This is a genomic window from Pseudomonas sp. MF6396 (assembly GCF_002018915.1).
Lineage (GTDB): Bacteria > Pseudomonadota > Gammaproteobacteria > Pseudomonadales > Pseudomonadaceae > Aquipseudomonas > Aquipseudomonas palmensis.
This window is the reverse complement of the sequence record NZ_MVOK01000038.1, coordinates 1-22,754: the sequence shown is the minus strand read 5'-3', so window position 1 is coordinate 22,754 and position 22,754 is coordinate 1. Positions and strand designations below refer to the sequence as shown.

Below are 22,754 nucleotides of genomic sequence, written 5' to 3'. Positions count from 1 at the left end.
CCCCAAGGGGCGCTTTTCAGAAGATGGTGCGAGTGGCGGGACTCGAACCCGCAAGGCTCACGCCGGCAGATTTTAAGTCTGCTGTGTATACCAATTCCACCACACTCGCACGGATCATCCGGCTGCAAGGTCAGGCACAGGGTGTGTGCGACACTTTACCTTCCGGATCAAGGCGGCTTTATAACTCATCGTTATATTCGAGTCAACTCGCGCACCCGCTACTTTGCCATGTAACGCCGCAGCCAGCGGCGGGGAATCAGCAGTGACACGATGGCCAGCGCCAGGGCGAAGCCACCGCAGGCCATCAGCGCCGCCAGGCCGTAGCGGTGCTCCAGCAGCCCGCCCAGCACTGCGCCGCCGAACATGCCGGACCACGGCACCAGTTGCACGCGCCAGCCCGGACGCCGCTCCCCCATTAGCCAGCGGCCCAGGCCGCGGCCAAAGCGCGACAGGGCGCCGGTTACATAGGTCAGCCCGATGGGCAGCCCGTTCACCTCTTCGACCGCCGCATTGAGCATGCCCATGGCGATGATCGCGCCCAGCAGCGCCGGCAACTGCGCCTGCGCGCCCCACAGGCCTGCCCCCAGCAGCAGTGCCGCCGACAGGGCGAGCAGCGGCCATGCTCGCTTGGCGCTCAGGCGGGCGATGATCACCCCCAGCGCGTTGCCGGCAATGAAGGCGCCGATCAGCAGGGCCAGGCGGGCCACCAGTGCCCAGTGCGCATCGCCCAGGGCGACGGCCATGCGCGTGGTGTTGCCGCTCATGAATGAAACGAAATCGCCGGTGGCGAGAAAGCCGATGGCGTCGGTCATGCCCGCCAGCACCGACAGGGCGGCGACGAAAAACAACCCGACGCGGCCCCGGCGCTTGTAGACGAGGGTAGTCAGCGGCCCGCGTTGGCCCTGTGGGCGCTCTGGCAGCATGGGCGTCTCCGGGGCTAGGGTTCGATGCGGTCGGCCACGCTGCGCAACTGGTCGATCGATGCCTGCAGCCCATTGATGCTGCGCTGCACTTCCAGGGCATCCTGCGGGTGGGCCGAGTGCTGCAGGTAGCGCGCATGCCCGGCCATTTCGCGCGCGATCTGCTCCAGATCGGCGGCGGTGTGCTCCAGGTCATCGTGAATGCCTTTCATCCTTGCATCTGTGGTCAACGTCCTTCCCCCGGTTGCGCTTGCACCTGTGGACTATAACAAGTTGCCCCCCGGCCCGGAACGATTTCCCCGGGCACTGCCCGGATAGGTGAGCACCCGTTGACACCGGGCAATCACTGCGCCACTGTTCCGCCAGTGATTTATCGTTCACGTCCTGCAGGTCGATACGACTGTTTCGAAATTACGGAATTGCAGAGGCACCCGGTTGTCTACCTTCTCATTGTCCTCACTGCGGTGCCTGCGGGTTTGCCATGGATTCTTCCCAGCGCTCTGACCTTCAAACCATGCACGCCAGCCGCTATGAGCAGTTGGTGCAGACCGTTGCGGACTACGCCATCTATATGCTCGACCTCGAGGGCCATGTGGTGTCGTGGAACCTGGGGGCCCAGCGCATCAAGGGCTACAACGCCGACGAGGTCATCGGTCGGCACTTCTCGATGTTCTTCACGCCGCAGGATTGCGCCGAAGGCCGGCCTGGCTGGTTGCTCAATCGTGCGCTGAGCACCGGCGGGGCACAGGACGAAGGCTGGCGCATGCGCAAGGACGGCACGCAGTTCTGGGCCCTGGCGGCACTGGATGTGATTCGGGACGAGCAGGGCGAGGTGGTGGGGCTGGCGAAAATCACCCGCGACATCACCGATCGTCGGGAAGCCGCATTACAGTTGGACGCCATGCGTGCGCAGCTGTTCCAGTCGCAGAAGCTGGAAGCCCTCGGCCAGCTTACCGGGGGCATGGCCCACGATTTCAACAATCTGCTCACGATCATCATCGGCTCGGCCAAGCTGGCCATGACCTCTCGCGACCCGCAGCGTACCGAGCGCCTGTTGCAGCATATCGTCGATGCCGGCGAACGCGGCAGCCAGGTGACCCAGCAGTTGCTCGGGTTTGCCCGGCGCAAGGTGCAAAGCACAAGCCGGGTCGATGTGGCGCAGTTGGTCCGGGCGAGCCAGGCGTTGCTGTCCCAGGCGCTGCCCAAGGGCATCGAATTGCAGGTAGATATCCAGGGCGAGGTATCGGATATCGAGGTGGACAGCGGCCAGTTGCAGATGGTGCTGCTCAACCTGATCTTCAACGCCCGTGACGCCATGGATGCCGAGGGGCGCATCGAACTGGTTGCACGCAACCAGGTGCTGCAGGGGGAGTGGGACGGGCTGGTTGGCGATCATGTGCTCATCAGCGTCCGCGACCCCGGACGTGGTATCGATGCTGCGGTGTTGCCGCGCATCTTCGAACCGTTTTTCACCACCAAGAGTTTTGGCAAGGGAACCGGCCTGGGGTTGAGCCAGGCCTACGGTTTTGCCAAGCAGAGCAACGGTTGCATCAGGGTCGAGAGCGAAAGCGGTCGCGGCACCTGCATGACCCTGTGCCTGCCGGCATGGCAGCCACCCCAGCCCGACAACCTTCAAAGCGAGTGAACCTATCGTGGAGCAGCTCAAGCGTCTTGCTACAGGCATCGAAGGTCTGGACGACCTGCTCAAGGGCGGCCTTGTGGCCGGCTCGTCCTATATCGTCCAGGGTCGCCCGGGCTCGGGCAAGACCATCCTGGCCAACCAGTTGGCGTTCAACCATGTGGCCACGGGCGGGCGGGTGCTGGTGGCGACGCTGCTGAGCGAGTCCCATGAGCGTCTGTTCCAGTACCTGTCCACTCTGAGCTTTTTCGACCCTGCGCTGGTGGGCAACCAGCTGCAGTTCGTCAGTGCCTTCGATACCCTCGAAAGCGAGGGGCTGGAGGCGGTGGTCAAGCTGCTGCGCGGTGAAATCGGCCGCCAGGGCGCCTCCCTGCTGATTGTCGACGGCCTGCTCAATGCACGTTCACGCGCCGAAAACGTGCTCGACACCAAGAAGTTCATTTCAGAGCTGCAAGGCCATGCCGCGTTTGCCGGCTGCACCTTGCTGCTGCTTACCAGTTCGCGCCTGGATGACGGCAGCCCGGAACACACCATGGTCGATGGCGTCATCGAACTGGGCGAGGACCTGTACGGCGCACGTTCGGTGCGACGCATCCAGTTGCGCAAGACCCGCGGCAGCGGGGCGCTGTCCGGGGTGCACGAATGCGAGATCACCGAGCAGGGGCTGAAGGTGTATCCGCGCCTTGAAGCACTCTACAGCCACCCCTCCAGCCCGGGCAGCGAGGTGTTGACCCGCGTCGGCACGGGCCTGGCCAGTCTCGATGGCTTGCTGGGCGGGGGCTTTCCCAGCGCTTCGGTCTCGCTGGCGATGGGGCCGTCGGGTATTGGCAAGACCTCCCTGGGCCTGAGTTTTCTGGCCGGTGCCACAGTGGCCGAGCCGGGCCTGCATTTCGGCTTCTACGAGACCCCGCAGCGCTTGCGCATCAAGGCCAGGGCCATCGGTATCGATCTGCCGGCACTGGAGAAAAGCGGGGCGGTGCACCTGGCCTGGCAGCCCACTACCGAAGGGTTGCTCGATGGCGTGGGCGCCCGTTTGCTCAGCCATGTACGCAAGCACCGCATCAAACGGGTGCTGATCGACAGCCTGGGCGCGTTTGCCCGGCTCGCCACCAACCAGGGGCGGCTCAACGAGTTCTTCCGTGCGCTGATGGGCGAGCTGCGTGCCGAGGATGTGACGGTGTTGGCGACCTGGGAGATGCGCGACCTGTTCGGCTCTGAAATCAACGCACCCGCGTCGGAGCTGTCGTCGATCGTTGACAACCTGTTCCTGATGCGTTTCGTCGAGCTGGACGCCGAGCTCAAACGCTTGCTGTCGATCCTCAAGGTGCGCGACAGTGAATACGATCCGGCCCTGCTGGAGCTGGTCATCCGTTCGACAGGCATCGAGCTCGACAAGGCGTTCGTTCAGGCGAGCGCGGTGATGTCGGGCACCGCTTCATCGGCGCAAGGGGCATGAAAGCCCTGGGCTGGCAGCCATGAGCACGATTCTGGTCGTGGACGACGAGTATGTAATCGCCGATATCCTGGGGTATGCCCTGGAGGATGCCGGCTACAAGGTCGAGAAGGCGCCCAATGGCAAGACGGCCCTGGACGTGCTGGAGAAGGTGCGAATCGACCTGGTCATCACCGACTACATGATGCCGATAATGAATGGCGAGGAGTTGGCCAAAGCGATTCGCAGCAATGCGCAGTTTGCGGACCTACCGGTCATTCTCATGAGCGGGGCCCAGGCAAGTATCGGCAAAGCCATACCTGACCTGTTTTCTGCAGTGTTCGACAAGCCGTTCGATACTGCCAGCATGGTGGCCAGGGTCAGGGCATTCATCGGTGTGGCGGAGGCCGGGCGGGATACGCCAGAGCTTCAGTGAACCGTGTTGCCGGGACCAAGCGCATCCGTGCGACTCGATTAGCCCTGGTTACTGGTGATCATCCCCCTTCTCCGGCGCCGGGCTGCCGGCTTGAATGCGCTTGTAAATCTCTTCACGGTGCACCTGGACATCTTTGGGTGCATCGATGCCGATCCTCACTTGCATCCCCTTGACCCCTAGAATGGTGACCTTGATGTCATCATTGATGACGATGCTTTCGCCAACTTTGCGGGTGAGTATCAGCATGTACTTCTCCTTGGTAACTTTGAATGCCTTGCAGGCGGTAGCTGCACAGGCCGGGTGTGCGCGGTGGCACAGCCGTCTTTCCCTTCATTAAAGACGCATTCGATGGAAATTAATTCCCCGAGCACAAGATTCTGTTGAGGTCTTTAGTCACAGGTTCCGATTGGGCAGATGGGCAATTACGCACAACCGGTATCGCCCATGGACGCAAGCATAGGGGGCTTCAACGCATATGGGAAATTTCTCTGCCTGATGGGGGATATGTCTTTTTTCTATGGAACGGCGGCGTTTAAAAAGTAGGGTTATTTAATGTGCTAGTTAATGATTTTCATTCGTATCGCATGCATTCAATGTCATGAGAAAACCTGCCAGGGCCACCTCGGCCAGCTCCATGCGCTGGCGCGCCCGTGGCCGTGGCAGCGCGTGGAGCTCGCCCAGCACGAAGCGCTCCAGCAGCGCCGGGTGCACATAGCTGCGCCGGCATACGGCGGGGGTATTGCCCAGTCGCGACGCCACCTGCTTGAGCATGGCCACGATCTGTCGGCGCGCTTCGGTTTCCGGTTGCCATTGCAGCTCACGCAGCAACTCCAGCGCCAGCGCGCTGCCGGCCCAGGTGCGATAGTCCTTGGCGGTGAAGTCGGCACCGGTCAATTGCTGCAGGTAGGCGTTCACGTCCGCCGAACCGACGGTGTGACATTGCCCCAGCGCGTCCTGCCACTGGAACAGGTCCTGGCCCGGCAGTTCCAGGCAGCGCTTGACGATGCGTGCCAGGCGCCGGTCCTTGAGGGTCACCTGGTGCTCGATGCCGCTCTTGCCGCGAAAGCGAAACCGTATTGCGCTGCCTTCGACCTGCACATGGCGAGTGCGCAGCGTGGTCAGCCCGTAGGAGCGGTTGTCGCGGGCATACTGACGGTTGCCCACGCGGATCAGCGTGTTGTCGAGCAGGCTGACCACCAGTGCCATGACCTTTTCGCGGTCCAGGCCGGGCCGCGCCAGGTGCTCGTCGAGTTGCTTGCGCAGCCGCGGCAGGCGTTTGGCGAAGGCCAGCATGCGGTCGTACTTGTGGCTGTCGCGCAGTTCGCGCCAGTCGGGGTGATACCGGTACTGCTTGCGACCACGTGCGTCGCGTCCGGTGGCTTGCAGGTGGCCGCGCGGGTCGGCGCAGATCCATACATCGGTATAGGCCGGCGGTATGGCCAGCGCCTTGATGCGGGCCAGGGTATCCGGTGCGGTGATGCGCTGGCCGTGGGCGTCGAAATAGGCGAAGTGCTTGCGCAGCAGGCGCCGATGGAAACCGGGGCGGCTGTCATCCACGTAATGCAGGCCACTGGGCAAAGGGGGCAGGTCGACACTCATGCTGGGCGCTCGCGTAGGGGCTCTGACGATGGACAGCAGCCGTTCGCGCAAGTTAGCCCAGCAATGCCACCGATTTTATCTGCGCCCACAACTGCTGGCCTTCGTGCAGCCCCAACTGGTCGCTCGAGTAGCGCGTCACCCGCGCCAGCAGGGCTGTGCCATCGGCGTCCAGGCTCACCAGCATCTGCGCCGGGTTGTCACCGGCGCGCAGCGCGCACACGCGCACCGGCAGGCGGTTGAGAATGCTCGAACGGCTGTCGTCGGCCAGGCTCAGGCTCACGTCGCGTGCCTGGACCTTGACCCGCAGGCGCGCCCCCGGGGCCAGCGCCTCGTGGGTGAGGCGCAACCTGAGGTCGCTGCCCGGCAGTTTCAGGTCCAGCAACTGGTAGGCCGCGTCGTGGGCGTCCACCTCGCCCTCGATGACCACCCCGGCGTCCTCCTGCAGGGCCAGCGGCAGGTCCAGGCGGGCCAGGGTCTGGCTGATCGGCCCGCTGGCCTGCACCTTGCCCTGTTCGAGCAGTACCAGGTGATCGGCCAGGCGCGCCACTTCGTCCTGCGCATGGCTGACGTAGATCAGCGGGATCTGCAACTGGTCGTGCAGGCGCTCCAGATACGGCAGGATCTCGCGTTTGCGCGGGCCGTCCAGGGCTGCCAGGGGTTCGTCCATCAGCAGTACCTTGGGGCTGGTGAGCAGCGCACGGGCGATCCCCACGCGCTGTCGTTCACCGCCCGACAGGGTGTCCGGCTTGCGCGCGAGCAGGTGGCTGATGCCCAGCAGCTCGCAGGCGTGCTCCAGGCCGACCTGGCGCTGGTGCTGGGCGATGCGTCGCCAGCCGAAGATCAGGTTGTTCTTCACGCTCAGGTGGGGGAACAGGCTGGCTTCCTGGAACACATAGCCGATGGGGCGCTGGTGGGGCGGCATGAAATACTGGCGTGCGGAATCCTGCCAGACCTCGCCATTGACCTCGATGTAGGCCTGGTCGGCCCGCTCCAGGCCTGCCAGGCAGCGCAGGCAGGTGGTCTTGCCCGAGCCCGAATGGCCGAACAGGGCGCTGACACCGCGCCCGGGCAGTTGCAGGTCGACATCCAGCCGGAAATCGTCGAAGGCCACCTGCAACCGGGCCTGGATCAATGCACTCATCGGTCAGCTCCAGGCCGGCTTGCCGCGGCGGCTGGCGTACAGCGCCAGCAGCACCAGGAACGAGAACACCAGCATGGCGCCGGCCAGCCAGTGGGCCTGCATGTACTCCATGGCCTCGACATGGTCGAAGATCTGCACGGAAACCACGCGGGTCTTGTCGGGAATATTGCCGCCGATCATCAGCACCACGCCGAACTCGCCGACGGTGTGGGCAAAGCCCAGGATGCTCGCGGTAATGAAGCCAGGGCGGGCCAGGGGCAGCACCACGCTGAAAAAGCAGTCCCACGGGCTGGCGCGCAAGGTGGCAGCCACCTCCAGCGGGCGTTCGCCAATGGCGCTGAAGGCGTTTTGCAGCGGTTGCACCACGAACGGCATCGAGTACACCACCGACCCGATCACCAGGCCTGTGAAACTGAACACCACGGTGCCCAGGCCCAGCGCCTGGGTGGCCTGGCCAAGCCAGCCGTGGGGGCCCAGGGCGATCAGCAGATAGAAGCCGATCACCGTGGGCGGCAACACCAGGGGCAGGGCCACGATCGCCCCGATCGGCCCGCGCAGCCAGGAGCGCGTGCGCGCCAGCCACCAGGCGATCGGGGTGCCGATCAGCAGCAGGATCAGGGTAGTCAGCGACGCCAGCTTGAACGTCAGCCAGATGGCGCCCAGGTCGCCGGCGTCCAGTGGCATCAGAGTTCGTAGCCGTACGACTTGATCACTTCAGCGGCCTTGGGGCCCTTGAGGTAATCGACCAGCGCCTTGGCGGCGGCGTTGTCCTTGCCCTTGTTGAGAATCACAGCGTCCTGCTTGATCGGGTCGTGCAGGTCGGCTGGCACGATCCAGGCCGAGCCGTTGCTGACCTTGCCGTCCTTGTAGATCTGCGACAGGGCCACGAAGCCCAGCTCGGCGTTGCCGGTGGAAACGAACTGGAACGCCTGGGTGATGTTCTGGCCTTCGACCAACTTGCCATTGGTGGCCTCGGTCAGGTTCAGCTTGGCCAGTACCTGCGTGGCGGCCAGGCCGTAGGGCGCGGCCTTGGGGTTGGCGATGGACAGGTGCTTGTAGTCGTTTTTCTTCAGGACTTCGCCCTTGTCATCCACATAGCCCGCTTTGGGCGACCACAGCGCGAGGGTGCCGATGGCGTAGGTAAAGCGCGAGCCCTTGACGGTTTCGCCTTCGTTCTCGAGTTTTTCGGGGGTGGTGTCGTCGGCCGACAGGAATACCTCGAAGGGCGCGCCATTCTTGATCTGCGCGTAGAACTGCCCGGTAGCGCCGAAGGAGGCGATCAGCTTGTGGCCGGTGTCCTTTTCGAAATCCTTGGCAATAGCCTGGATGGGCGCGGTGAAGTTGGCCGCGACGGCCACCTGGACTTCATCGGCCCAGGCGCTGTTGAGGGTCAGCATGCCGAATACGGCGGTCAGGGCAAAACGAGGGGCGCGCATTCTCATCAAACAGCTCCATGTGCATGAGGTAATCGTTATGCATTGGAATATATAGCGATTGCCCGACAAACGGAAAGATCTGTTTTACCGTGACATCAATGCCAGCGCCTTTTCTGCCAGTTGGCGCGTCAGCTCGGCTGCCGGCAGGGCTTGGCCAAGGCGCAGCGCCTGGCCGGCCCACAGGTTGCTGAAATCGCTGTTGCCCTGCGGCTCGCTGATGGCGCGAAGGGGCATCAAGGCGCCGCCGGCCAGGGGGAAGGCAGGGGCCAGGGGGCTCATCGGGCCCAACTCACGCATGATGCGGGTATTGATGCCGCGTGCCGGGCGCCCGGTAAACAGGTTGGTGAGCGCGGTATCGCTGGCCTGTGCGCTGTGCAGTGCCTGGCGATGCGCGGCCGACACCTTGGCCTCGGGGCAGAACAGGTAGGCGGTGCCCACCTGAACGGCCGAGGCGCCCAGTGCGAAGGCCGCCACAACACCGCGGGCATCGCCGATGCCGCCAGCCGCGATCACCGGCACCTTGACCGCATCGGCCACCTGGGGCACCAGCGCCAGGGTGCCGATCTGGGTGGTGAGGTCATCGCTCAGGAACATGCCGCGGTGCCCACCTGCTTCATAGCCCATGGCGATGATCGCGTCGCAGCCATGGGCTTCGAGCCAGCGTGCTTCCTCGACCGTGGTGGCACTGGACAGTACCTTGGCCCCGCTGGCCTTGACCCGCGCCAGCAGCTCGGGCGCAGGCAGGCCGAAGTGAAAGCTCACCACTGCAGGCTTGCAGTTTTCCACCAAGGCACAGCCCGCCTCGTCGAAGGGCGCGCGATTGGAGACCGGGGTGGTGGCGCCGAAGTCGGCACCCACTTCTTCGTAGTACGGCTTGAGTGCCTGCTTCCAGCGGATTGCACGTTCGCCATCGGTGGCGGGTGGCCGATGGCAGAAGAAATTGAGGTTGAGCGGGCCGCGACTGGCCTGGCTGAAAGTCGCGATCTCCTGGCGTATCTGCTCGGGGGTGAGCATCGCGCATGGCAGCGAGCCCAGCCCCCCGGCGTTACTGACCGCGATGGCCATGGCCGACCCCGTGGCGCCCGCCATCGGTGCCTGGATGATGGGCAACTCGATACCGAGCAGGTCGAGGATACGTGGGTCCGGCCATTGGCTCATCGCGGGGCTCCTTGTGTGGGCGTGGGTTACAGCGCCTTGCTTACCTTGATGTCGGTGATCTTGCTGAAGTCTTCGCCGTGCAGTTTGCGCAAGGCTTCCTCGACCTGCTGTGGTGCCGTGCTGCTGAGCACGGCGAAGTCGAAACGACGCTCGCCGTCGAGGTTGTACTTGATGACGTACTTGATGTTTTCGCTCATGGGGTTATCTCAGCTTCGACGACGAACGGCGGATGATCTTGATCGTGTGGGTGAAGGTCGGCTTGCTTACCGCCGACAGGGCACGCGGGCCGACGGTGTCGATGGTGATGTTCCAGAAGCCGTCGCTGGGCACGGTGATCTTCGCCGGGAAGTCGACGAAGGCGCCGCCGTGATAGGTATGGCGGCCGCCATTCTTGAAGCTGCGGAAGTTGGCATCGTTCATCAGGCGGATATTGCAGCGCTGGGAGCAGTGGATGACGACGATGTCGTCTTCATTGAGGTGCTCGCGCTGGTGTACGAATTTCATGTCGCTCTCCGCAAGGGATCTTTTGGCAAATCAAAACGATAGCACGATGTCGGGTTACACTGTGGGGCTGAGTGCCAAGGCCAGAGATAAAACTGCCAATCCAGGGAGCAAATCGGCCTGGCCATGGTCCAACGGTTTTTTATGGAGGGGTACCGATGAAATGGGTTGTACCAGCGCTGGCAGTTGCGCTGACCGGTTGTGCCAATGTAGCCGAAATCGAACAGAGCCCCGAGACCATGAGCGTGATCTCGGGCAAGTCGCCACGCGAGTTTGCCACCTGCGTTCAGCAAAAACTGGCCGATAGCCGTGGCCCGCTGACCATCGAGGAGCGGGGTAGCGGCCTGCGCGTGGTGGTTCCGCAGAAGCTCTCGGACAAGTCCCCGGCTGCAGTGCTGGAGATCAGCGAGCGCTCGAGTGGCAGCGCGGTCAAGTTGCATGAGCGGTTGAGCAATTTTCCCCTGCGCCCGGGGGATGTCAAAGCGGCTGTGAGCGTGTGCATCTCCAAGTGATTGCGTGAGCCGCGTTTAAACGATTCAGTGGTTGTCCCTGCATTTTTCTGTGCCTGCCCGCGTTGTAGCGCTGGCCGGATAGGCCTAGTATCGGTAGGCTTATATTTTATAAGTCTAAGCTTATAACAAGAAAAATGGAGTCCGTGATGATCCCACTGGATCGAATCCTGATAGGCAGCCTGCTGTTGCTTTCAATGCAAGCCGCCACTGCCGCCGATGGCCAGAAAATATTCACCCAGGGAGGGGAGAACCCCTCTGCCATGGCCTGCATGAGCTGCCATGGCCCCGATGGCCTGGGCATGGCCGCCGCCGGCTTCCCACGCCTGGCTGGCCTGCCGGCCGCCTATGTGAGCAAACAGCTCAAGGACTTTCGTGACGGCAGCCGCAAGCAGCCGATCATGGAGCCGCTGGCCAAGGCCCTGAGCGACGCCGAGATCAGCGCCATCAGCGCCACGCTGGCGGCAATGCCAGTACCGCCCCCCCCTGATACCCGTCGCCAGCAGATGGCAACCGACCCGGTCGAGTCGCTGGCGCTTTACGGCGACTGGAGCCGAGGCATCCCCGGGTGCGTGCAATGTCACGGGCCGGGCGGTGTGGGGGTAGGCGAGCACTTTCCGCCATTGGCCCACCAGCCTGCCAGCCACCTGGCCGGGCAACTTGACGCATGGCGCGACGGCCGGCGCAGCAACGACCCTAATCAGTTGATGGTCGGTGTCGCCAAAGCCCTGACCGATACCGAGGTCAAGGCGCTGGCTGAATACTTTGCCACCCGCGCCAGCCAGGAGGCCGCTCAATGAATCGCTTGCTACTCACTACCCTGACCCTGTTCATGGGCGGCGTTCAGGCGGCCCCGATCGCCATGGAAGACCAGTCGCAACTGAAGGTGGCGCCGGCCAGCACGCCGGCCAGCTTCAAGCCCCCCGCCGAAAGCGAGTTGCCCGACAACGCCTTCGGCAAGATGGTGCGCGACGGCTATGCGCTGTTCGTCGACACCAAGCGCCTGGCCCCCGAGTATGTGGGCAACGGCCTGAACTGCAGCAACTGCCACCTGGATCAGGGGCGGCTGGCGCATTCGGCGCCGCTGTGGGGGGCTTACCCGATGTACCCTGCCTATCGCAAGAAAAACGACAAGGTCAACACCTTTGCCGAGCGTATCCAGGGCTGCTTCCAGTTCAGCATGAACGGCAAGCCGCCGGCGGCCGACAGCCCCGAGATGACGGCGTTGTCGGTGTATGCCTACTGGCTGGCGAGCAAGGCACCGATCGGCGTCGAGACACCGGGGCGTGGCTACCCGGAGGTCGACAAGCCTGCGCAGGGCTATGACATCAAGCGCGGTGCCCAGGTGTATCAGCAGCAGTGCGCCATCTGCCACGGCGACAGCGGCCAGGGCCAGAAGGTGGCCAAGGACTATGTGATGCCACCGCTGTGGGGCAAGGACTCCTACAACTGGGGTGCCGGCATGCACCGCATCAACACGGCGGCCTCGTTCATCAAGCACAACATGCCGCTGGGCAAGCCAGGCACGCTGACCGACCAGCAGGCCTGGGACGTGGCGGCCTTCATCAACGCGCATGAGCGCCCTCAGGACCCGCGCCTGGTCGAAGGCTCGGTGGAAAAAACCCGGCTCAAGTTCCACGCCAATGACGGCGTCAACCTCTACGGCCAGAAGGTCGATGGGGTGCTGATCGGGCAGGGCACAGGCGGCTAGAACGCTCGCCCATCCGCGTATCCAGGCCTGCCTGCGGGCCTGGATACGCGGATTATTTGCAACCTGCGGGAACTATCTACACTGAGTTTTTCTCTATCATTCATTCGGCCGGGCCACGGGGGCATTGTAAGCGCATCGCCGCCTGATTAGACTGCGCCGAATTTCGTACTGCACAGCCCCTTGTTAAGGACGTTTATGATCAAGAAATGCTTGTTCCCGGCAGCCGGTTACGGCACCCGCTTCCTGCCAGCAACCAAAGCCATGCCAAAGGAAATGCTGCCAGTGGTGAACAAGCCACTGATCCAGTACGGCGTTGAAGAAGCGCTGGACGCTGGGTTGAACGAAATCTCCATTGTCACCGGCCGCGGCAAGCGCGCTCTGGAAGACCATTTCGACATCAGCTACGAGCTGGAAAACCAGATCAAGGGCACCGACAAGGAAAAGTACCTGGTCGGTATTCGTCGCCTGCTCGACGAGTGCTCGTTCTCCTACACCCGCCAGACCGAAATGAAAGGCCTGGGCCACGCGATCCTGACCGGTCGCCCGCTGATCGGTGACGAGCCGTTTGCCGTGGTGCTGGCCGACGACCTGTGCGTCAACCTCGATGGTGACGGCGTGCTCAAGCAGATGGTCAAGCTGTACAAGCAGTACCGCTGCACCATCGTTGCGATCATGGAAGTCGACCCGCAGGAAACCAGCAAGTACGGTGTGATCGCCGGCGACCTGATCGGCGACGACCTGTACCGTGTACGCAACATGGTCGAGAAGCCAAAGCCGGAAGACGCCCCGTCGAACCTGGCGATCATCGGCCGCTACATCATGACCCCGGACATCTTCAAGCTGATCGAAGAGACCGAGCCGGGCAAGGGCGGTGAAATCCAGATCACCGACGCCCTGATGAAGCAGGCCCAGGACGGCTGCGTGATTGCCTACAAGTTCAAGGGCAAGCGTTTCGACTGCGGTGGCGCCGAGGGTTACATCGACGCGACCAACTTCTGCTTCGAAAATTTCTACAAGACCGGCAAGGCCTACTGAGTTCACTCGGTCGGTTGCGTCACAAAGCCACCTTCGGGTGGCTTTTTTGTTTATGGGCCTGGCTGGCGGTATGCTGGCGGCCTGCCAAGGAGACTGATATGGCCTACGATTTTGATCTGTTCGTGATTGGCGCCGGTTCCGGCGGTGTGCGTGCAGCACGTTTTGCTGCCGGTTTCGGCGCAAAAGTGGCGGTGGTCGAAAGCCGCTACCTGGGCGGCACGTGTGTCAACGTCGGCTGCGTGCCGAAAAAACTGCTGGTGTACGGCGCGCACTTTGCCGATGACTTCGAGCAGGCGGCAGGCTACGGCTGGTCGCTGGAAGATGCACAGTTCGACTGGGCACAGCTGATCGCCAACAAGAACCGTGAAATCGAGCGGCTCAACGGCATCTACCGCAACCTGCTGGTCAACAGTGGCGTGACCCTGCTCGAAGGCCACGGCCGCCTCACCGGGCCCCATGAGGTCGAGGTGGACGGCACGCGCTACAGCGCGAAGAACATCCTGATCGCCACCGGCGGCTGGCCACAGATTCCGGACATCCCCGGGCGCGAGCTGGCCATCAGTTCCAACGAGGCGTTCTACCTCAAGACCTTGCCCAAGCGTGTGCTGGTGGTGGGGGGTGGTTACATCGCGGTGGAGTTCGCCGGAATCTTCCAGGGGCTGGGCGCCAAGACCAGCTTGCTCTACCGGGGCGACCTGTTCCTGCGCGGCTTCGATGGCGCAGTGCGCACGCACCTGAAGGAAGAGCTGGAAAAACGCGGTCTCGACCTGCAGTTCAACAGCGACATCCAGCGTATCGACCAGCAGCCCGATGGCAGCCTCAAGGCGACCCTCAAGGATGGTCGCGAGCTGATTGCCGACTGCGTGTTCTACGCCACCGGCCGGCGCCCCATGCTCGACAACCTGGGGCTTGAGAACACCGAAGTGCAACTGGACAAGCGCGGCTACGTGCAGGTCGATGACCAGTACCAGACCGACGAGCCTTCGATCCTGGCCATTGGCGATGTGATCGGCCGCGTGCAGCTCACTCCGGTGGCCCTGGCCGAAGGCATGGCCGTGGCGCGGCGCCTGTTCAAGCCGGAGCAGTATCGCCCGGTGGATTACCGGAACATCCCGACGGCGGTGTTCAGTCAGCCGCCGATCGGCACCGTGGGCCTGACCGAGGAGCAGGCGCTGGAGGCGGGGCACAAGGTGCAGATCTTCGAAAGCCGCTTCCGGCCAATGAAGCTGACCCTCACCGACGTGCAGGAGAAGACCCTGATGAAACTGGTGGTCGATGCCGACACCGACCGCGTGCTGGGCTGTCACATGGTCGGGCCGGATGCCGGCGAGATCATCCAGGGCCTGGGCATCGCGCTCAAGGCCGGGGCGACCAAGCAGCAGTTCGACGAAACCATCGGTGTGCACCCGACAGCCGCGGAGGAGTTCGTGACCCTGCGTACGCCTACGCGCTAAGCGGTGCTTCCAGCGCGGGTCCAGCCCCCTCCCACAGCGATTGCAACGGTCTTTGTGGGAGCGGGCTTGGCCCGCGATCGCATCAACATAAATCGTCTATCTGTACTGAGCTTTATAGCCAAAACCAATCACCAGCATCAGCTTTGCCAATGAGCGCTATCGGCGATGAATGGTTAGGATTCTCCCATCAAGTTTTTCAACCCTGAGGAGAGTCACCGATGCCTATCATCAACAGCCAGGTCAAACCGTTCAACGCTACTGCCTACCACAACGGCGAATTCGTCCCTGTTTCCGAAGCCGACCTGAAGGGCAAGTGGTCCGTGGTGTTCTTCTACCCGGCCGACTTCACCTTCGTCTGCCCGACCGAACTGGGCGACCTGGCCGACAACTACGCTGAATTCAAGAAGCTGGGCGTGGAAATCTACGGTGTGTCGACCGACACCCACTTCACCCACAAAGCCTGGCACGACACCTCGGAAACCATCGGCAAGATCCAGTATCCGCTGATCGGTGACCCGACCCACGTCATCTCGCGCAACTTCGACGTGCTGATCGAAGAAGCCGGCCTGGCCGACCGCGGTACCTTCGTGATCAACCCTGAAGGCCAGATCAAGATCGTCGAACTCAACGACGGCGGTGTAGGCCGTGATGCCAGCGAGCTGCTGCGCAAGGTCAAGGCTGCCCAGTACGTCGCTGCCCACCCAGGCGAAGTCTGCCCGGCCAAGTGGAAAGAAGGCGAAGCTACCCTGGCGCCATCGCTGGACCTGGTCGGCAAGATCTAAGACCGTGAACCAGCCGAGGGCGGGCCACCGCACCTGAAGTCTGTCCCGCCCCGCAAAACGCCCGGGCGACTCTGCCCGGGCGTTGTTTTTTCTACCGTTTGAAAAGGAATCGCCCGTATGTTGGACGCCACGCTTAAAACTCAGTTGAAAGCCTACCTGGAGCGGGTCACCCAGCCGATCGAGATCGTTGCCTCCCTCGACGACGGCGCGAAGTCCCGTGAAATGCACGACCTGCTGCGGGAAATCGCCAGCCTGTCGGATCTGATTACCTTGCGCGAGGACGGTGCCGACGCCCGTCGCCCGTCGTTCTCGCTCAATCGCCCGGGGGGCGATATCAGCCTGCGCTTTGCCGGCATCCCCATGGGCCACGAATTCACCTCGCTGGTGCTGGCGCTGCTGCAAGTCGGTGGCCACCCCTCCAAGGCGAGCGCCGAGCTGATCGAACAGGTCGCCGGGCTCAAGGGTGAGTTCAACTTCGAAACCTACTTCTCGCTGTCGTGCCAGAACTGCCCGGACGTGGTGCAGGCGCTGAACCTGATGGCGGTACTCAACCCCAGCGTGCGCCATGTGGCCATCGACGGCGCGCTGTTCCAGGCCGAAGTCGAGGCACGCCAGGTGATGGCAGTGCCCAGCGTCTACCTCAATGGCGAGGTGTTCGGCCAGGGCCGCATGGGTCTGGAGGAGATCGTCGCCAAGCTCGACACCGGCACCAGCGAGCGCCAGGCCGAGAAACTCAACGCCAAGGACGCCTTCGACGTGCTGGTGGTCGGTGGTGGGCCGGCAGGCGCGGCAGCAGCGATCTACGCGGCCCGCAAAGGCATTCGCACCGGCGTGGCTGCCGAGCGCTTCGGCGGGCAGGTGCTGGACACCATGGCCATCGAGAACTTCATCTCCGTGCAGGAGACCGAAGGGCCGAAGCTGGCCACGGCGCTGGAAGAGCATGTCAAGCAGTACGACGTCGACATCATGAACCTGCAGCGCGCCGATGCGCTGGTGCCGGGCCAGGACGGCGCGCTGCACCAGGTGCGCATGGCCAACGGTGCCACGCTCAAGGCCAAGACCGTGATCCTGGCCACCGGCGCACGCTGGCGCGAGATGAACGTGCCGGGCGAAAAGGAGTACCGCAGCCGTGGCGTGGCCTACTGCCCGCACTGCGACGGCCCGCTGTTCAAGGGCAAGCGTGTGGCGGTGATCGGTGGTGGCAACTCCGGTGTGGAGGCGGCCATCGACCTGGCCGGCATCGTCGCCCATGTCACGCTGATCGAGTTCGACAGCCAGTTGCGTGCCGACGCGGTGCTGCAGCGCAAGCTGCACAGCCTGGCCAACGTGACCGTGATCACCAGCGCCTTGACCACCGAAGTGCTGGGCGACGGCCAGAAGGTCAACGGGCTGCGCTACAAGGACCGCAACAGCGACGTGCAGCATGACATCGCGCTGGAAGGGATCTTCGTCCAGATCGGCCTGCTGCCCAACACCGATTGGCTCAAGGGCACCCTCGAACTGTCGCCCCGTGGCGAGATCATTGTCGATGCGCGGGGCCAGACCAGCGTGCCGGGCGTGTTTGCCGCTGGTGACGTGACCACGGTGCCCTACAAACAGATCGTGATCGCGGTGGGTGAGGGGGCCAAGGCGTCGCTGGCAGCGTTCGACCACCTGATCCGTACCAGCGCTCCGGCCTGAGGCGCATCGCCGGCCTTGCCGGCCTGTGACGGTGCAACAACGCAAAAGCCCTGACAGGTCAGCCTGTCAGGGCTTTTGCGTGGCCTATTCGAACAGCGACCGGCCCTTGTCCAGTTGCTGGTCGACCAGCGACTTGCCCAGTGCAATCGACGCGCGCTGGGCGTTTTCCAGGTCGGCCAGAAACAGCGGCGCGTGGGCACACAATCGCCGGGTGCTGTGCTTGTCTGGGGAGGTGATGCGGCATCCGACTTCGAACGGCAGGGGAATGCCGGCATGCGGAACCACGTTTGCCGTGACCGTGTAGTTGCGGTGGACACATTCAAGGGTGTGCATGAGCGCTACCTCGCTGTGGTGGCTTCAACCGGTATCAGCTCCGGTATACCACAGCCAGGTGCGCCGGGGCGGCGCGCCGACGAGCGCGCCCCCGGGGCCGCTGTCAGAACTCGGTCGGCTGGATGATCTCTACCCAGTAATCGTCCGGGTCCTTGATGAAGGCCAGGTGCTTCATGCGCCCGTCGCTCAGGCGCTTCTGGAAGTTCACGCCCAGTTGCTCGAAACGCTCGCAGGCCGCGCGGATGTCCGGTACGGCAATGCAGATATGGCCGAAACCGCGCGGGTCGGTGTTGCCGTTGTGGTAGGCGAACGCGGGATCGTTTTCGGTGCCGTGGTTGTGGGTCAGCTCGAGGATGCCCGGGATCGACTTCATCCACTCGGTACGCTTGGCCGGGTCGGCCGGAATCTGCGCCTTGTCCACCAGCGCCAGGAAGTACAGGCTGAATTCGGCTTCCGGGAAGTCGCGTTTTTCCACGAGGCTGAAGCCCAGAACGCGGGTGTAGAAGCCCAGGGACTTGGCGACGTCCTTGACCCGCAGCATGGTGTGGTTGAACACGAAGTTGTGGGTCGCGGCATCCGGTTGCGCGGTGACGCCGGGGAGGGTGTCGAGGTTTTGCAGGCTCATGGGCACTCCGCAGATAGGGCCGGCGCTTGGCGCGCCAGCAAAACAGTCAGGGAGCAATGATACGGAACTGAAGCGATTGCGCAAACGGTTTGCGCCCCGTCGGCCAGGCCTGACGGGGCGCAAGAATTAGAAGCCCGCCGAAGCGGGCGTATGGGGCGCTAATCCTTTAGCAGTCTTCATCCTGAGCCAGTACATGTGAAAAAAGTGTGAAGTACTGTTTCACTTGCGCAACCAGCTGTCGACTGTCTGTGCGCCGTACTCCTGCTTCCATGCCTTGAGGCCGTGGTGATTGCCGCCCTTGGTTTCGATCAGCTCGCCGGTATGCGGATTTTCATAGACTTTCACCACGCGCGCACGGCGTTGTTTCGGCGCGCTGGCAGGCCGGCGCGTAGTGGCCGCCGGGTCGAGAATATTGATGATGTCGCGCAAGCCCTTGTCATAGGTTTTCATCAGGCTGACAAGTTTCTGCTCGAATTCGATTTCCCGTTTGAGGCCGGCGTCTTTTTTCAGTGCCTCCAGTTGAGCAAGCTGTTCCTGAAGGGCTTTTTCGGCAGCACGAAACTCTGCAAGTCTGGACACTGTCATCTCTCCTGTTGGTCGGTAAGGGCCGTGCGCGGCGCAACCGCTTGAGGCCGCTATTGATGCCGCGTCACCGGGTAGAAAACAAACAACACAGTAAAAAGAGTGTAGTCAATCGCCCTGCGATAAACATCAAACTTTTACGACAACACACTACGGAACTTTCTTATTGCACAGTGCTCGCCACACTAAAGAATTAATTACCGCATCGGCATCTGTTCTAGACCATGGTCCAATGGCCCGTGCCAGAGCGCTTTGGAGACAATAAGCGGTCGCTGCCTAGTTGTGTGCAGCGGCCCTTGCCCAGCCCCGCCGGGGCTGATGGATACCTTGCCCTTCGTTCTGGATACTGCTTTTCATGCGTGCCCCAACTCCCTTCATTGCCCAACGCCCGGTGGTCGGCGCGTTGTTGTCCTTCGTTACTGTTTCGGCCCAGGCCAGTGGTTTCCTGCAAGACAGCAGTGTCAACATCGAGGCGCGCAATGTGTATTTCAATCGTGACTTTCGTGACGGTCACACCGCCTCCTCCCAGGGCGCGTCGAAACGTGAAGAGTGGGCGCAGGGTTTCATACTCAACGCGCAGTCCGGGTATACCCAGGGCACCGTGGGCTTTGGTATCGATGCGCTGGGCATGCTGGGTTTCAAACTCGATTCCAGCCCGGCCGACAGCAACAGCGGGCTGCTGCCTTCCAGCGGCCACAACCCGCGCCATTCGGCCGATCAGTACGCAAAACTGGGTGTGGCCGGCAAGGTGCGTTATTCGCAGACCGTATTGAAGTACGGTGCCATGCTGCCGGACATGCCGCTGCTCAAGTACAACGACGGGCGCCTGTTGCCCACCATGTTCCATGGCGCGATGCTGACGTCCAGAGAGGTCGACAACCTCACCTTCAGCGCCGCGCGGCTCGACAAGTACACTGCCCGCGATTCGACCGACCAGCAAGACATCCGCGTGCACTGCAAGAACAAGCGCTATGCCTGCGACACCCGCGCCGACCACTTCGACACGGCCGGGCTGGAGTACCGCTTCAACGAACGCCTGAGCGCGCAGTACCAGGTGGCCAAGCTCGAAAACATCTATCGCCAGCATTTCCTCGGGCTGGTGGCCAGCCAGCCCTTGAGCGTGGGCCGCCTCTCGGCCGACCTGCGCCTGATCAAGAGCGACGACATCGGTCGTGCCCGTGCCGGCGACATCGACCACCGTGCCTTCAGCGCCATGCTTGGCTACAGCCTGGGCGGGCACAAGCTCAGCGCCGGCTGGCAGCGCATGTACGGCGAGAACGCCATGCCGTACCTCGATGGCAGCAACCCCTACCTGGTCAACTACGCCCAGGTCAACGACTTCGCTGCGGCCCAGGAGCGGTCCTGGCAGGTGCGCTACGACTACGACTTCAAGGCAGTAGGGCTCGAAGGCCTGAGCTTCCTGACCCGCTACATCAGCGGCGATCACGTCAAGGTGCCGGGCAGCCCGGCACAGGGCAAGGAATGGGAGCGCGACAGCGAACTCAAGTACCAGGTGCAGAGCGGCACCTTCAAGGACGTCAGCGTGCGCCTGCGCAACTCCACCTACCGCAGCAACTACGAGAAATTCGCCCGCGACATGGATGAGACCCGGGTGATCGTCAGCTACAACTTCTCGGTACTGTAGGCGCAGGCTTTGCCAAGTGGCGCGGGCCGGCGGACAATGGCCGCGCGCCCCTGGGAGAGCTTGCGATGAAACACCTGCTGCTGATTGGAATAGGCCCGGGCAACCCCCGGCAGATCACCCTCGAAGCCATCGACAGCCTGAACCGCGCCGACGTGTTCTTCGTGCTGGACAAGGGCGCCGCCAAGGACGACCTGCTGCGCCTGCGCAAGGAGCTGCTGGAGCGCCACGTCAACCGGCCCTATCGCCTGGTGCAGGTCGAAGACCCGCAACGCGACGCGGCGGCTGCAGACTACGTCGGTGCCGTGGAGGACTGGCACCGCCAGCGCGCTGCGCTGTATGGGCGCCTGCTGCACGACGAGCTTGCCGAGGGGCAATGCGGCGCGTTCCTGCTGTGGGGCGAGCCGACGCTTTACGACAGCACCCTGCGCATTCTGGAGCGGGTGGCGCAGCCGGCGTTCAGCCTTGAAGTCATCCCCGGCATCAGCAGCGTCCAGGCCCTGGCGGCCGCTCACCGCATTGCACTGAACCGTATCGGCGAGCCGCTGCATATCCTGCCGGGCCGACGTCTGGCTGATGAGTCAGGCATCGACAACGTGGTGGTGATGCTGGACGGGCAATGCGCCTTTGCCGAACTGGACGATCCGCACCTGCACATCTATTGGGGCGCCTACCTGGGCACTGCTGACGAGCTGCTGATCGAGGGGCCGCTGATGCAGGTCAAGGCGCAGATCCTGGCGCAGCGCGAGCAGGCCCGCGCGCGCAAGGGCTGGATCATGGACACGTATCTGCTGCGCCGCCGCTAGGCCGGTTCTTGGCCTCGATCCACTGGGCCATGTACTGGGTGCTCTTGTGGTGATGGTGGCGTAGCATGGCCCCGGTGAAGTTGTACAGGCGCTGTTCATCCAGGTGCGCCAGCGTGTGTTCGATGCGCTGCACCAGGGCCTGGCCGTGCCAGCGCCTGTCGTAGCGGGCGCTCAGCAGCTGGCGCCCGTCGCGCTGGGCCTGCTCCCAGCGCGGTTGCTCGCTGTAGAGCCGCGCCGCGGCATCGGCCAACCCTTCGGCGGTGTCGGCCACCAGGCCTGGCCAGGGCAGGTCGCCGTGCATGGCCTCGGCGCCAATCGGGGTGGTCACGCTGGGCGTGCCGCACAGCATCGCATCGGTCAGCTTGCCCTTGATGCCGGCGCCAAAGCGCAGCGGGGCCAGGCACACCCGTGCGCCGCTCATCACCTGCAGGGCGTCCTCAGCCCAGTTCATCACGTGAAACCCTTCGGCAGCATTGTGCAGCGCGGTCGCCTTGGGCGGCGTGTAGGCGCCATAGATGTGCAACTGCGCCTTGGGCAGGCGACGGCGGATCATCGGCCACAGGCTGTGCTTCATCCACAGCACCGCATCCCAGTTCGGCGCGTGGCGGAAGTTGCCGATGCTTAGAAAGTGCTCGCGTTCCGCGAACGGCCTGAAGGCTTCGGTGGGCGGCGCCAGCATCAGCGGGCACCAGTGCAGCAACGCCTCGGGCACGCCGAAGCCATTGACCAGCAGGTCTATCTCGACATCCGAGATCATCAGGCTCAGGTCGCTGCGGTAGATCGCCGCCAGTTCGCGCTGGGCCAGGTCGGCACCGGCCATCTGGCGATACAGGTCGGGGCCCGAGGTGTTGAACAGCGCGCGAAAGTCGTTGCTGTCCAGGCCCTCGGCCAGGCGCCGGCGCAGCAACTGATGACGGGCATCGCGCAGGCTCTGCAGGTCGGAGGTCTCGAGCACGCGCAGGGCCGCCGGGCAATGCTTCTCGACGCGCCAGCCGAACTGCTCCTCCATCATGAAGCGATCGAACAACACCACGTCGGGGGCAAGGTCGGCGATGAAACGGTCGAAACTGGCGTTGTTCAGCTCGATGGCCTGCTCGGCGATGCCCAGGCTCGCGAGGTCGGCCTTGTGTTCGCCGATGGCTGCGGGGCTGCTGAAGGTGATGTGCCAGCCGCGCTCCAGAAAACACTCCAGCAGCTGCATCATGTGCCCGCCGGCGGCCGAGGAGCGGGGTTCGGGCCAGACATAGCCGATGACCAGGACGTGGAGGGCGGTTGGGCTGTCTCCTATACACCTCTGTCGCTGCCGACCAAGCGAATCGTGTCGCTCTGCGTC

The 22,754-nt window shown here is 63.3% G+C and carries 26 protein-coding genes and 1 tRNA gene; 12 read left to right on the top strand and 15 right to left on the bottom strand.

The window, feature by feature from the left end; translation table 11 throughout:
• Positions 1-24: 24 nt before the first annotated feature.
• From MF6396_RS25910 to MF6396_RS25900, 3 genes are all read right to left on the bottom strand, one after another.
• Positions 25-109: transfer RNA gene (locus MF6396_RS25910), tRNA-Leu, on the bottom strand.
• Between the two features lie 109 nt (positions 110-218).
• Positions 219-923: a YoaK family protein gene (locus MF6396_RS25905; protein ID WP_043861726.1), complete on the bottom strand. Its 705-nt coding sequence runs from the start codon at positions 921-923 to the stop codon at positions 219-221.
• A 14-nt stretch (positions 924-937) separates the two neighbouring features.
• On the bottom strand, positions 938-1,132 hold the full coding sequence (locus MF6396_RS25900; protein ID WP_043861727.1) for a hypothetical protein: 195 nt from the start codon (positions 1,130-1,132) through the stop codon (positions 938-940).
• Positions 1,133-1,401: 269 nt separating this feature from the next.
• Here MF6396_RS25900 and MF6396_RS25895 point away from each other — a divergent pair, with 269 nt between their 5' ends.
• The 3 genes from MF6396_RS25895 to MF6396_RS25885 are packed head-to-tail and all read left to right on the top strand — an operon-like array spanning position 1,402 to position 4,427.
• On the top strand, positions 1,402-2,565 hold the full coding sequence (locus MF6396_RS25895) for a two-component system sensor histidine kinase NtrB (RefSeq protein ID WP_043861728.1): 1,164 nt from the start codon (positions 1,402-1,404) through the stop codon (positions 2,563-2,565).
• 4 nt (positions 2,566-2,569) lie between these two features.
• Positions 2,570-4,015: an ATPase domain-containing protein gene (locus MF6396_RS25890; protein WP_043861729.1), complete on the top strand. Its 1,446-nt coding sequence runs from the start codon at positions 2,570-2,572 to the stop codon at positions 4,013-4,015.
• A 19-nt stretch (positions 4,016-4,034) separates the two neighbouring features.
• On the top strand, positions 4,035-4,427 hold the full coding sequence (locus MF6396_RS25885) for a response regulator (RefSeq protein ID WP_054914301.1): 393 nt from the start codon (positions 4,035-4,037) through the stop codon (positions 4,425-4,427).
• 48 nt (positions 4,428-4,475) lie between these two features.
• Here the strand turns inward: MF6396_RS25885 and csrA are convergent, their stop codons facing one another.
• The 8 genes from csrA to MF6396_RS25850 all read right to left on the bottom strand — a co-directional run bounded on the left by csrA (position 4,476) and on the right by MF6396_RS25850 (position 10,265).
• Positions 4,476-4,673: a carbon storage regulator CsrA gene (gene csrA, locus MF6396_RS25880; RefSeq protein ID WP_043861731.1), complete on the bottom strand. Its 198-nt coding sequence runs from the start codon at positions 4,671-4,673 to the stop codon at positions 4,476-4,478.
• 315 nt (positions 4,674-4,988) lie between these two features.
• Positions 4,989-6,026, bottom strand: coding sequence for a DNA topoisomerase IB (locus tag MF6396_RS25875; protein ID WP_078481841.1), 1,038 nt, complete (start codon positions 6,024-6,026; stop codon positions 4,989-4,991).
• A gap of 52 nt (positions 6,027-6,078) precedes the next feature.
• Positions 6,079-7,167, bottom strand: coding sequence for a molybdenum ABC transporter ATP-binding protein (modC, locus tag MF6396_RS25870; protein WP_078481840.1), 1,089 nt, complete (start codon positions 7,165-7,167; stop codon positions 6,079-6,081).
• A 3-nt stretch (positions 7,168-7,170) separates the two neighbouring features.
• Complete coding sequence (gene modB, locus MF6396_RS25865) at positions 7,171-7,851, bottom strand: molybdate ABC transporter permease subunit (protein ID WP_043861734.1); 681 nt, start codon at positions 7,849-7,851, stop codon at positions 7,171-7,173.
• On the bottom strand, positions 7,851-8,609 hold the full coding sequence (gene modA, locus MF6396_RS25860) for a molybdate ABC transporter substrate-binding protein (RefSeq protein ID WP_078481839.1): 759 nt from the start codon (positions 8,607-8,609) through the stop codon (positions 7,851-7,853). Before modA ends, modB begins: the two co-directional genes overlap by 1 nt.
• A gap of 78 nt (positions 8,610-8,687) precedes the next feature.
• Positions 8,688-9,761 (bottom strand): NAD(P)H-dependent flavin oxidoreductase, encoded by a 1,074-nt coding sequence (locus tag MF6396_RS25855; RefSeq protein ID WP_078481838.1) that lies wholly within the window; start codon positions 9,759-9,761, stop codon positions 8,688-8,690.
• A gap of 26 nt (positions 9,762-9,787) precedes the next feature.
• The gene (locus tag MF6396_RS28850; RefSeq protein WP_088514404.1) at positions 9,788-9,958 is read right to left on the bottom strand and encodes a hypothetical protein; all 171 of its coding nucleotides are present in this window, start codon (positions 9,956-9,958) and stop codon (positions 9,788-9,790) included.
• Positions 9,959-9,962: 4 nt separating this feature from the next.
• Positions 9,963-10,265, bottom strand: a complete 303-nt coding sequence (locus tag MF6396_RS25850; protein WP_043861737.1) for a DUF1883 domain-containing protein — start codon at positions 10,263-10,265, stop codon at positions 9,963-9,965.
• Positions 10,266-10,420: 155 nt separating this feature from the next.
• On the opposite strand from MF6396_RS25850, the gene MF6396_RS25845 reads away from it, so the two are divergent.
• From MF6396_RS25845 to ahpF, 7 genes are all read left to right on the top strand, one after another.
• A complete protein-coding gene (locus MF6396_RS25845; RefSeq protein WP_043861738.1) occupies positions 10,421-10,774 on the top strand; it encodes a hypothetical protein in 354 nt (117 codons plus the stop codon).
• A 146-nt stretch (positions 10,775-10,920) separates the two neighbouring features.
• Positions 10,921-11,571, top strand: coding sequence for a c-type cytochrome (locus MF6396_RS25840; RefSeq protein ID WP_078481837.1), 651 nt, complete (start codon positions 10,921-10,923; stop codon positions 11,569-11,571).
• A gap of 62 nt (positions 11,572-11,633) precedes the next feature.
• On the top strand, positions 11,634-12,482 hold the full coding sequence (locus tag MF6396_RS25835; RefSeq protein WP_370409331.1) for a c-type cytochrome: 849 nt from the start codon (positions 11,634-11,636) through the stop codon (positions 12,480-12,482).
• A gap of 195 nt (positions 12,483-12,677) precedes the next feature.
• A complete protein-coding gene (gene galU / locus MF6396_RS25830; RefSeq protein WP_043861741.1) occupies positions 12,678-13,517 on the top strand; it encodes a UTP--glucose-1-phosphate uridylyltransferase GalU in 840 nt (279 codons plus the stop codon).
• Between the two features lie 98 nt (positions 13,518-13,615).
• Complete coding sequence (gene gorA, locus MF6396_RS25825; RefSeq protein ID WP_054914308.1) at positions 13,616-14,971, top strand: glutathione-disulfide reductase; 1,356 nt, start codon at positions 13,616-13,618, stop codon at positions 14,969-14,971.
• 218 nt (positions 14,972-15,189) lie between these two features.
• Positions 15,190-15,753 carry an alkyl hydroperoxide reductase subunit C gene (gene ahpC, locus MF6396_RS25820; protein WP_043861743.1) on the top strand — a complete coding sequence of 188 codons (564 nt, stop codon included), beginning with the start codon at positions 15,190-15,192 and terminating at the stop codon, positions 15,751-15,753.
• 117 nt (positions 15,754-15,870) lie between these two features.
• Positions 15,871-17,433, top strand: coding sequence for an alkyl hydroperoxide reductase subunit F (gene ahpF, locus MF6396_RS25815; protein WP_078481836.1), 1,563 nt, complete (start codon positions 15,871-15,873; stop codon positions 17,431-17,433).
• An 84-nt stretch (positions 17,434-17,517) separates the two neighbouring features.
• Here ahpF and MF6396_RS25810 read toward each other — a convergent pair whose 3' ends face one another.
• From MF6396_RS25810 to MF6396_RS25800, 3 genes are all read right to left on the bottom strand, one after another.
• On the bottom strand, positions 17,518-17,766 hold the full coding sequence (locus MF6396_RS25810; RefSeq protein ID WP_054914310.1) for a hypothetical protein: 249 nt from the start codon (positions 17,764-17,766) through the stop codon (positions 17,518-17,520).
• Between the two features lie 103 nt (positions 17,767-17,869).
• Positions 17,870-18,391: a lactoylglutathione lyase gene (gene gloA / locus MF6396_RS25805; protein ID WP_078481835.1), complete on the bottom strand. Its 522-nt coding sequence runs from the start codon at positions 18,389-18,391 to the stop codon at positions 17,870-17,872.
• Positions 18,392-18,610: 219 nt separating this feature from the next.
• Entirely contained in the window at positions 18,611-18,970 is a 360-nt protein-coding gene (locus tag MF6396_RS25800) for a histone-like nucleoid-structuring protein, MvaT/MvaU family (protein WP_043861747.1), read from the bottom strand.
• Between the two features lie 358 nt (positions 18,971-19,328).
• On the opposite strand from MF6396_RS25800, the gene MF6396_RS25795 reads away from it, so the two are divergent.
• Both MF6396_RS25795 and cobF read left to right on the top strand, forming a co-directional pair.
• A complete protein-coding gene (locus tag MF6396_RS25795; RefSeq protein WP_054914311.1) occupies positions 19,329-20,618 on the top strand; it encodes an OprD family porin in 1,290 nt (429 codons plus the stop codon).
• Between the two features lie 65 nt (positions 20,619-20,683).
• Positions 20,684-21,421 carry a precorrin-6A synthase (deacetylating) gene (cobF, locus tag MF6396_RS25790; RefSeq protein ID WP_078481834.1) on the top strand — a complete coding sequence of 246 codons (738 nt, stop codon included), beginning with the start codon at positions 20,684-20,686 and terminating at the stop codon, positions 21,419-21,421.
• Here the strand turns inward: cobF and MF6396_RS25785 are convergent.
• A complete protein-coding gene (locus MF6396_RS25785; protein WP_078481833.1) occupies positions 21,390-22,625 on the bottom strand; it encodes a glycosyltransferase family 4 protein in 1,236 nt (411 codons plus the stop codon). The genes cobF and MF6396_RS25785 overlap by 32 nt on opposite strands.
• Positions 22,626-22,754: the final 129 nt, after the last annotated feature.

Excerpts from the sequence above, each read along its gene's own strand:
- MF6396_RS25905 (WP_043861726.1), bottom strand. The coding sequence starts at position 923 with ATGCTGCCAGAGCGCCCACAGGGCCAACGCGGGCCGCTGACTACCCTC.
- MF6396_RS25900 (WP_043861727.1), bottom strand. The coding sequence starts at position 1,132 with ATGAAAGGCATTCACGATGACCTGGAGCACACCGCCGCCGATCTGGAG.
- MF6396_RS25895 (WP_043861728.1), top strand. The coding sequence starts at position 1,402 with ATGGATTCTTCCCAGCGCTCTGACCTTCAAACCATGCACGCCAGCCGC.
- MF6396_RS25885 (WP_054914301.1), top strand. The coding sequence starts at position 4,035 with ATGAGCACGATTCTGGTCGTGGACGACGAGTATGTAATCGCCGATATC.
- csrA (WP_043861731.1), bottom strand. The coding sequence starts at position 4,673 with ATGCTGATACTCACCCGCAAAGTTGGCGAAAGCATCGTCATCAATGAT.
- MF6396_RS25875 (WP_078481841.1), bottom strand. The coding sequence starts at position 6,026 with ATGAGTGTCGACCTGCCCCCTTTGCCCAGTGGCCTGCATTACGTGGAT.
- modC (WP_078481840.1), bottom strand. The coding sequence starts at position 7,167 with ATGAGTGCATTGATCCAGGCCCGGTTGCAGGTGGCCTTCGACGATTTC.
- modB (WP_043861734.1), bottom strand. The coding sequence starts at position 7,851 with ATGCCACTGGACGCCGGCGACCTGGGCGCCATCTGGCTGACGTTCAAG.
- modA (WP_078481839.1), bottom strand. The coding sequence starts at position 8,609 with ATGAGAATGCGCGCCCCTCGTTTTGCCCTGACCGCCGTATTCGGCATG.
- MF6396_RS25855 (WP_078481838.1), bottom strand. The coding sequence starts at position 9,761 with ATGAGCCAATGGCCGGACCCACGTATCCTCGACCTGCTCGGTATCGAG.
- MF6396_RS28850 (WP_088514404.1), bottom strand. The coding sequence starts at position 9,958 with ATGAGCGAAAACATCAAGTACGTCATCAAGTACAACCTCGACGGCGAG.
- MF6396_RS25850 (WP_043861737.1), bottom strand. The coding sequence starts at position 10,265 with ATGAAATTCGTACACCAGCGCGAGCACCTCAATGAAGACGACATCGTC.
- MF6396_RS25845 (WP_043861738.1), top strand. The coding sequence starts at position 10,421 with ATGAAATGGGTTGTACCAGCGCTGGCAGTTGCGCTGACCGGTTGTGCC.
- MF6396_RS25840 (WP_078481837.1), top strand. The coding sequence starts at position 10,921 with ATGATCCCACTGGATCGAATCCTGATAGGCAGCCTGCTGTTGCTTTCA.
- MF6396_RS25835 (WP_370409331.1), top strand. The coding sequence starts at position 11,634 with ATGGAAGACCAGTCGCAACTGAAGGTGGCGCCGGCCAGCACGCCGGCC.
- galU (WP_043861741.1), top strand. The coding sequence starts at position 12,678 with ATGATCAAGAAATGCTTGTTCCCGGCAGCCGGTTACGGCACCCGCTTC.
- gorA (WP_054914308.1), top strand. The coding sequence starts at position 13,616 with ATGGCCTACGATTTTGATCTGTTCGTGATTGGCGCCGGTTCCGGCGGT.
- ahpC (WP_043861743.1), top strand. The coding sequence starts at position 15,190 with ATGCCTATCATCAACAGCCAGGTCAAACCGTTCAACGCTACTGCCTAC.
- ahpF (WP_078481836.1), top strand. The coding sequence starts at position 15,871 with ATGTTGGACGCCACGCTTAAAACTCAGTTGAAAGCCTACCTGGAGCGG.
- MF6396_RS25810 (WP_054914310.1), bottom strand. The coding sequence starts at position 17,766 with ATGCACACCCTTGAATGTGTCCACCGCAACTACACGGTCACGGCAAAC.
- gloA (WP_078481835.1), bottom strand. The coding sequence starts at position 18,391 with ATGAGCCTGCAAAACCTCGACACCCTCCCCGGCGTCACCGCGCAACCG.
- MF6396_RS25795 (WP_054914311.1), top strand. The coding sequence starts at position 19,329 with ATGCGTGCCCCAACTCCCTTCATTGCCCAACGCCCGGTGGTCGGCGCG.
- cobF (WP_078481834.1), top strand. The coding sequence starts at position 20,684 with ATGAAACACCTGCTGCTGATTGGAATAGGCCCGGGCAACCCCCGGCAG.
- MF6396_RS25785 (WP_078481833.1), bottom strand. The coding sequence starts at position 22,625 with ATGATGCAGCTGCTGGAGTGTTTTCTGGAGCGCGGCTGGCACATCACC.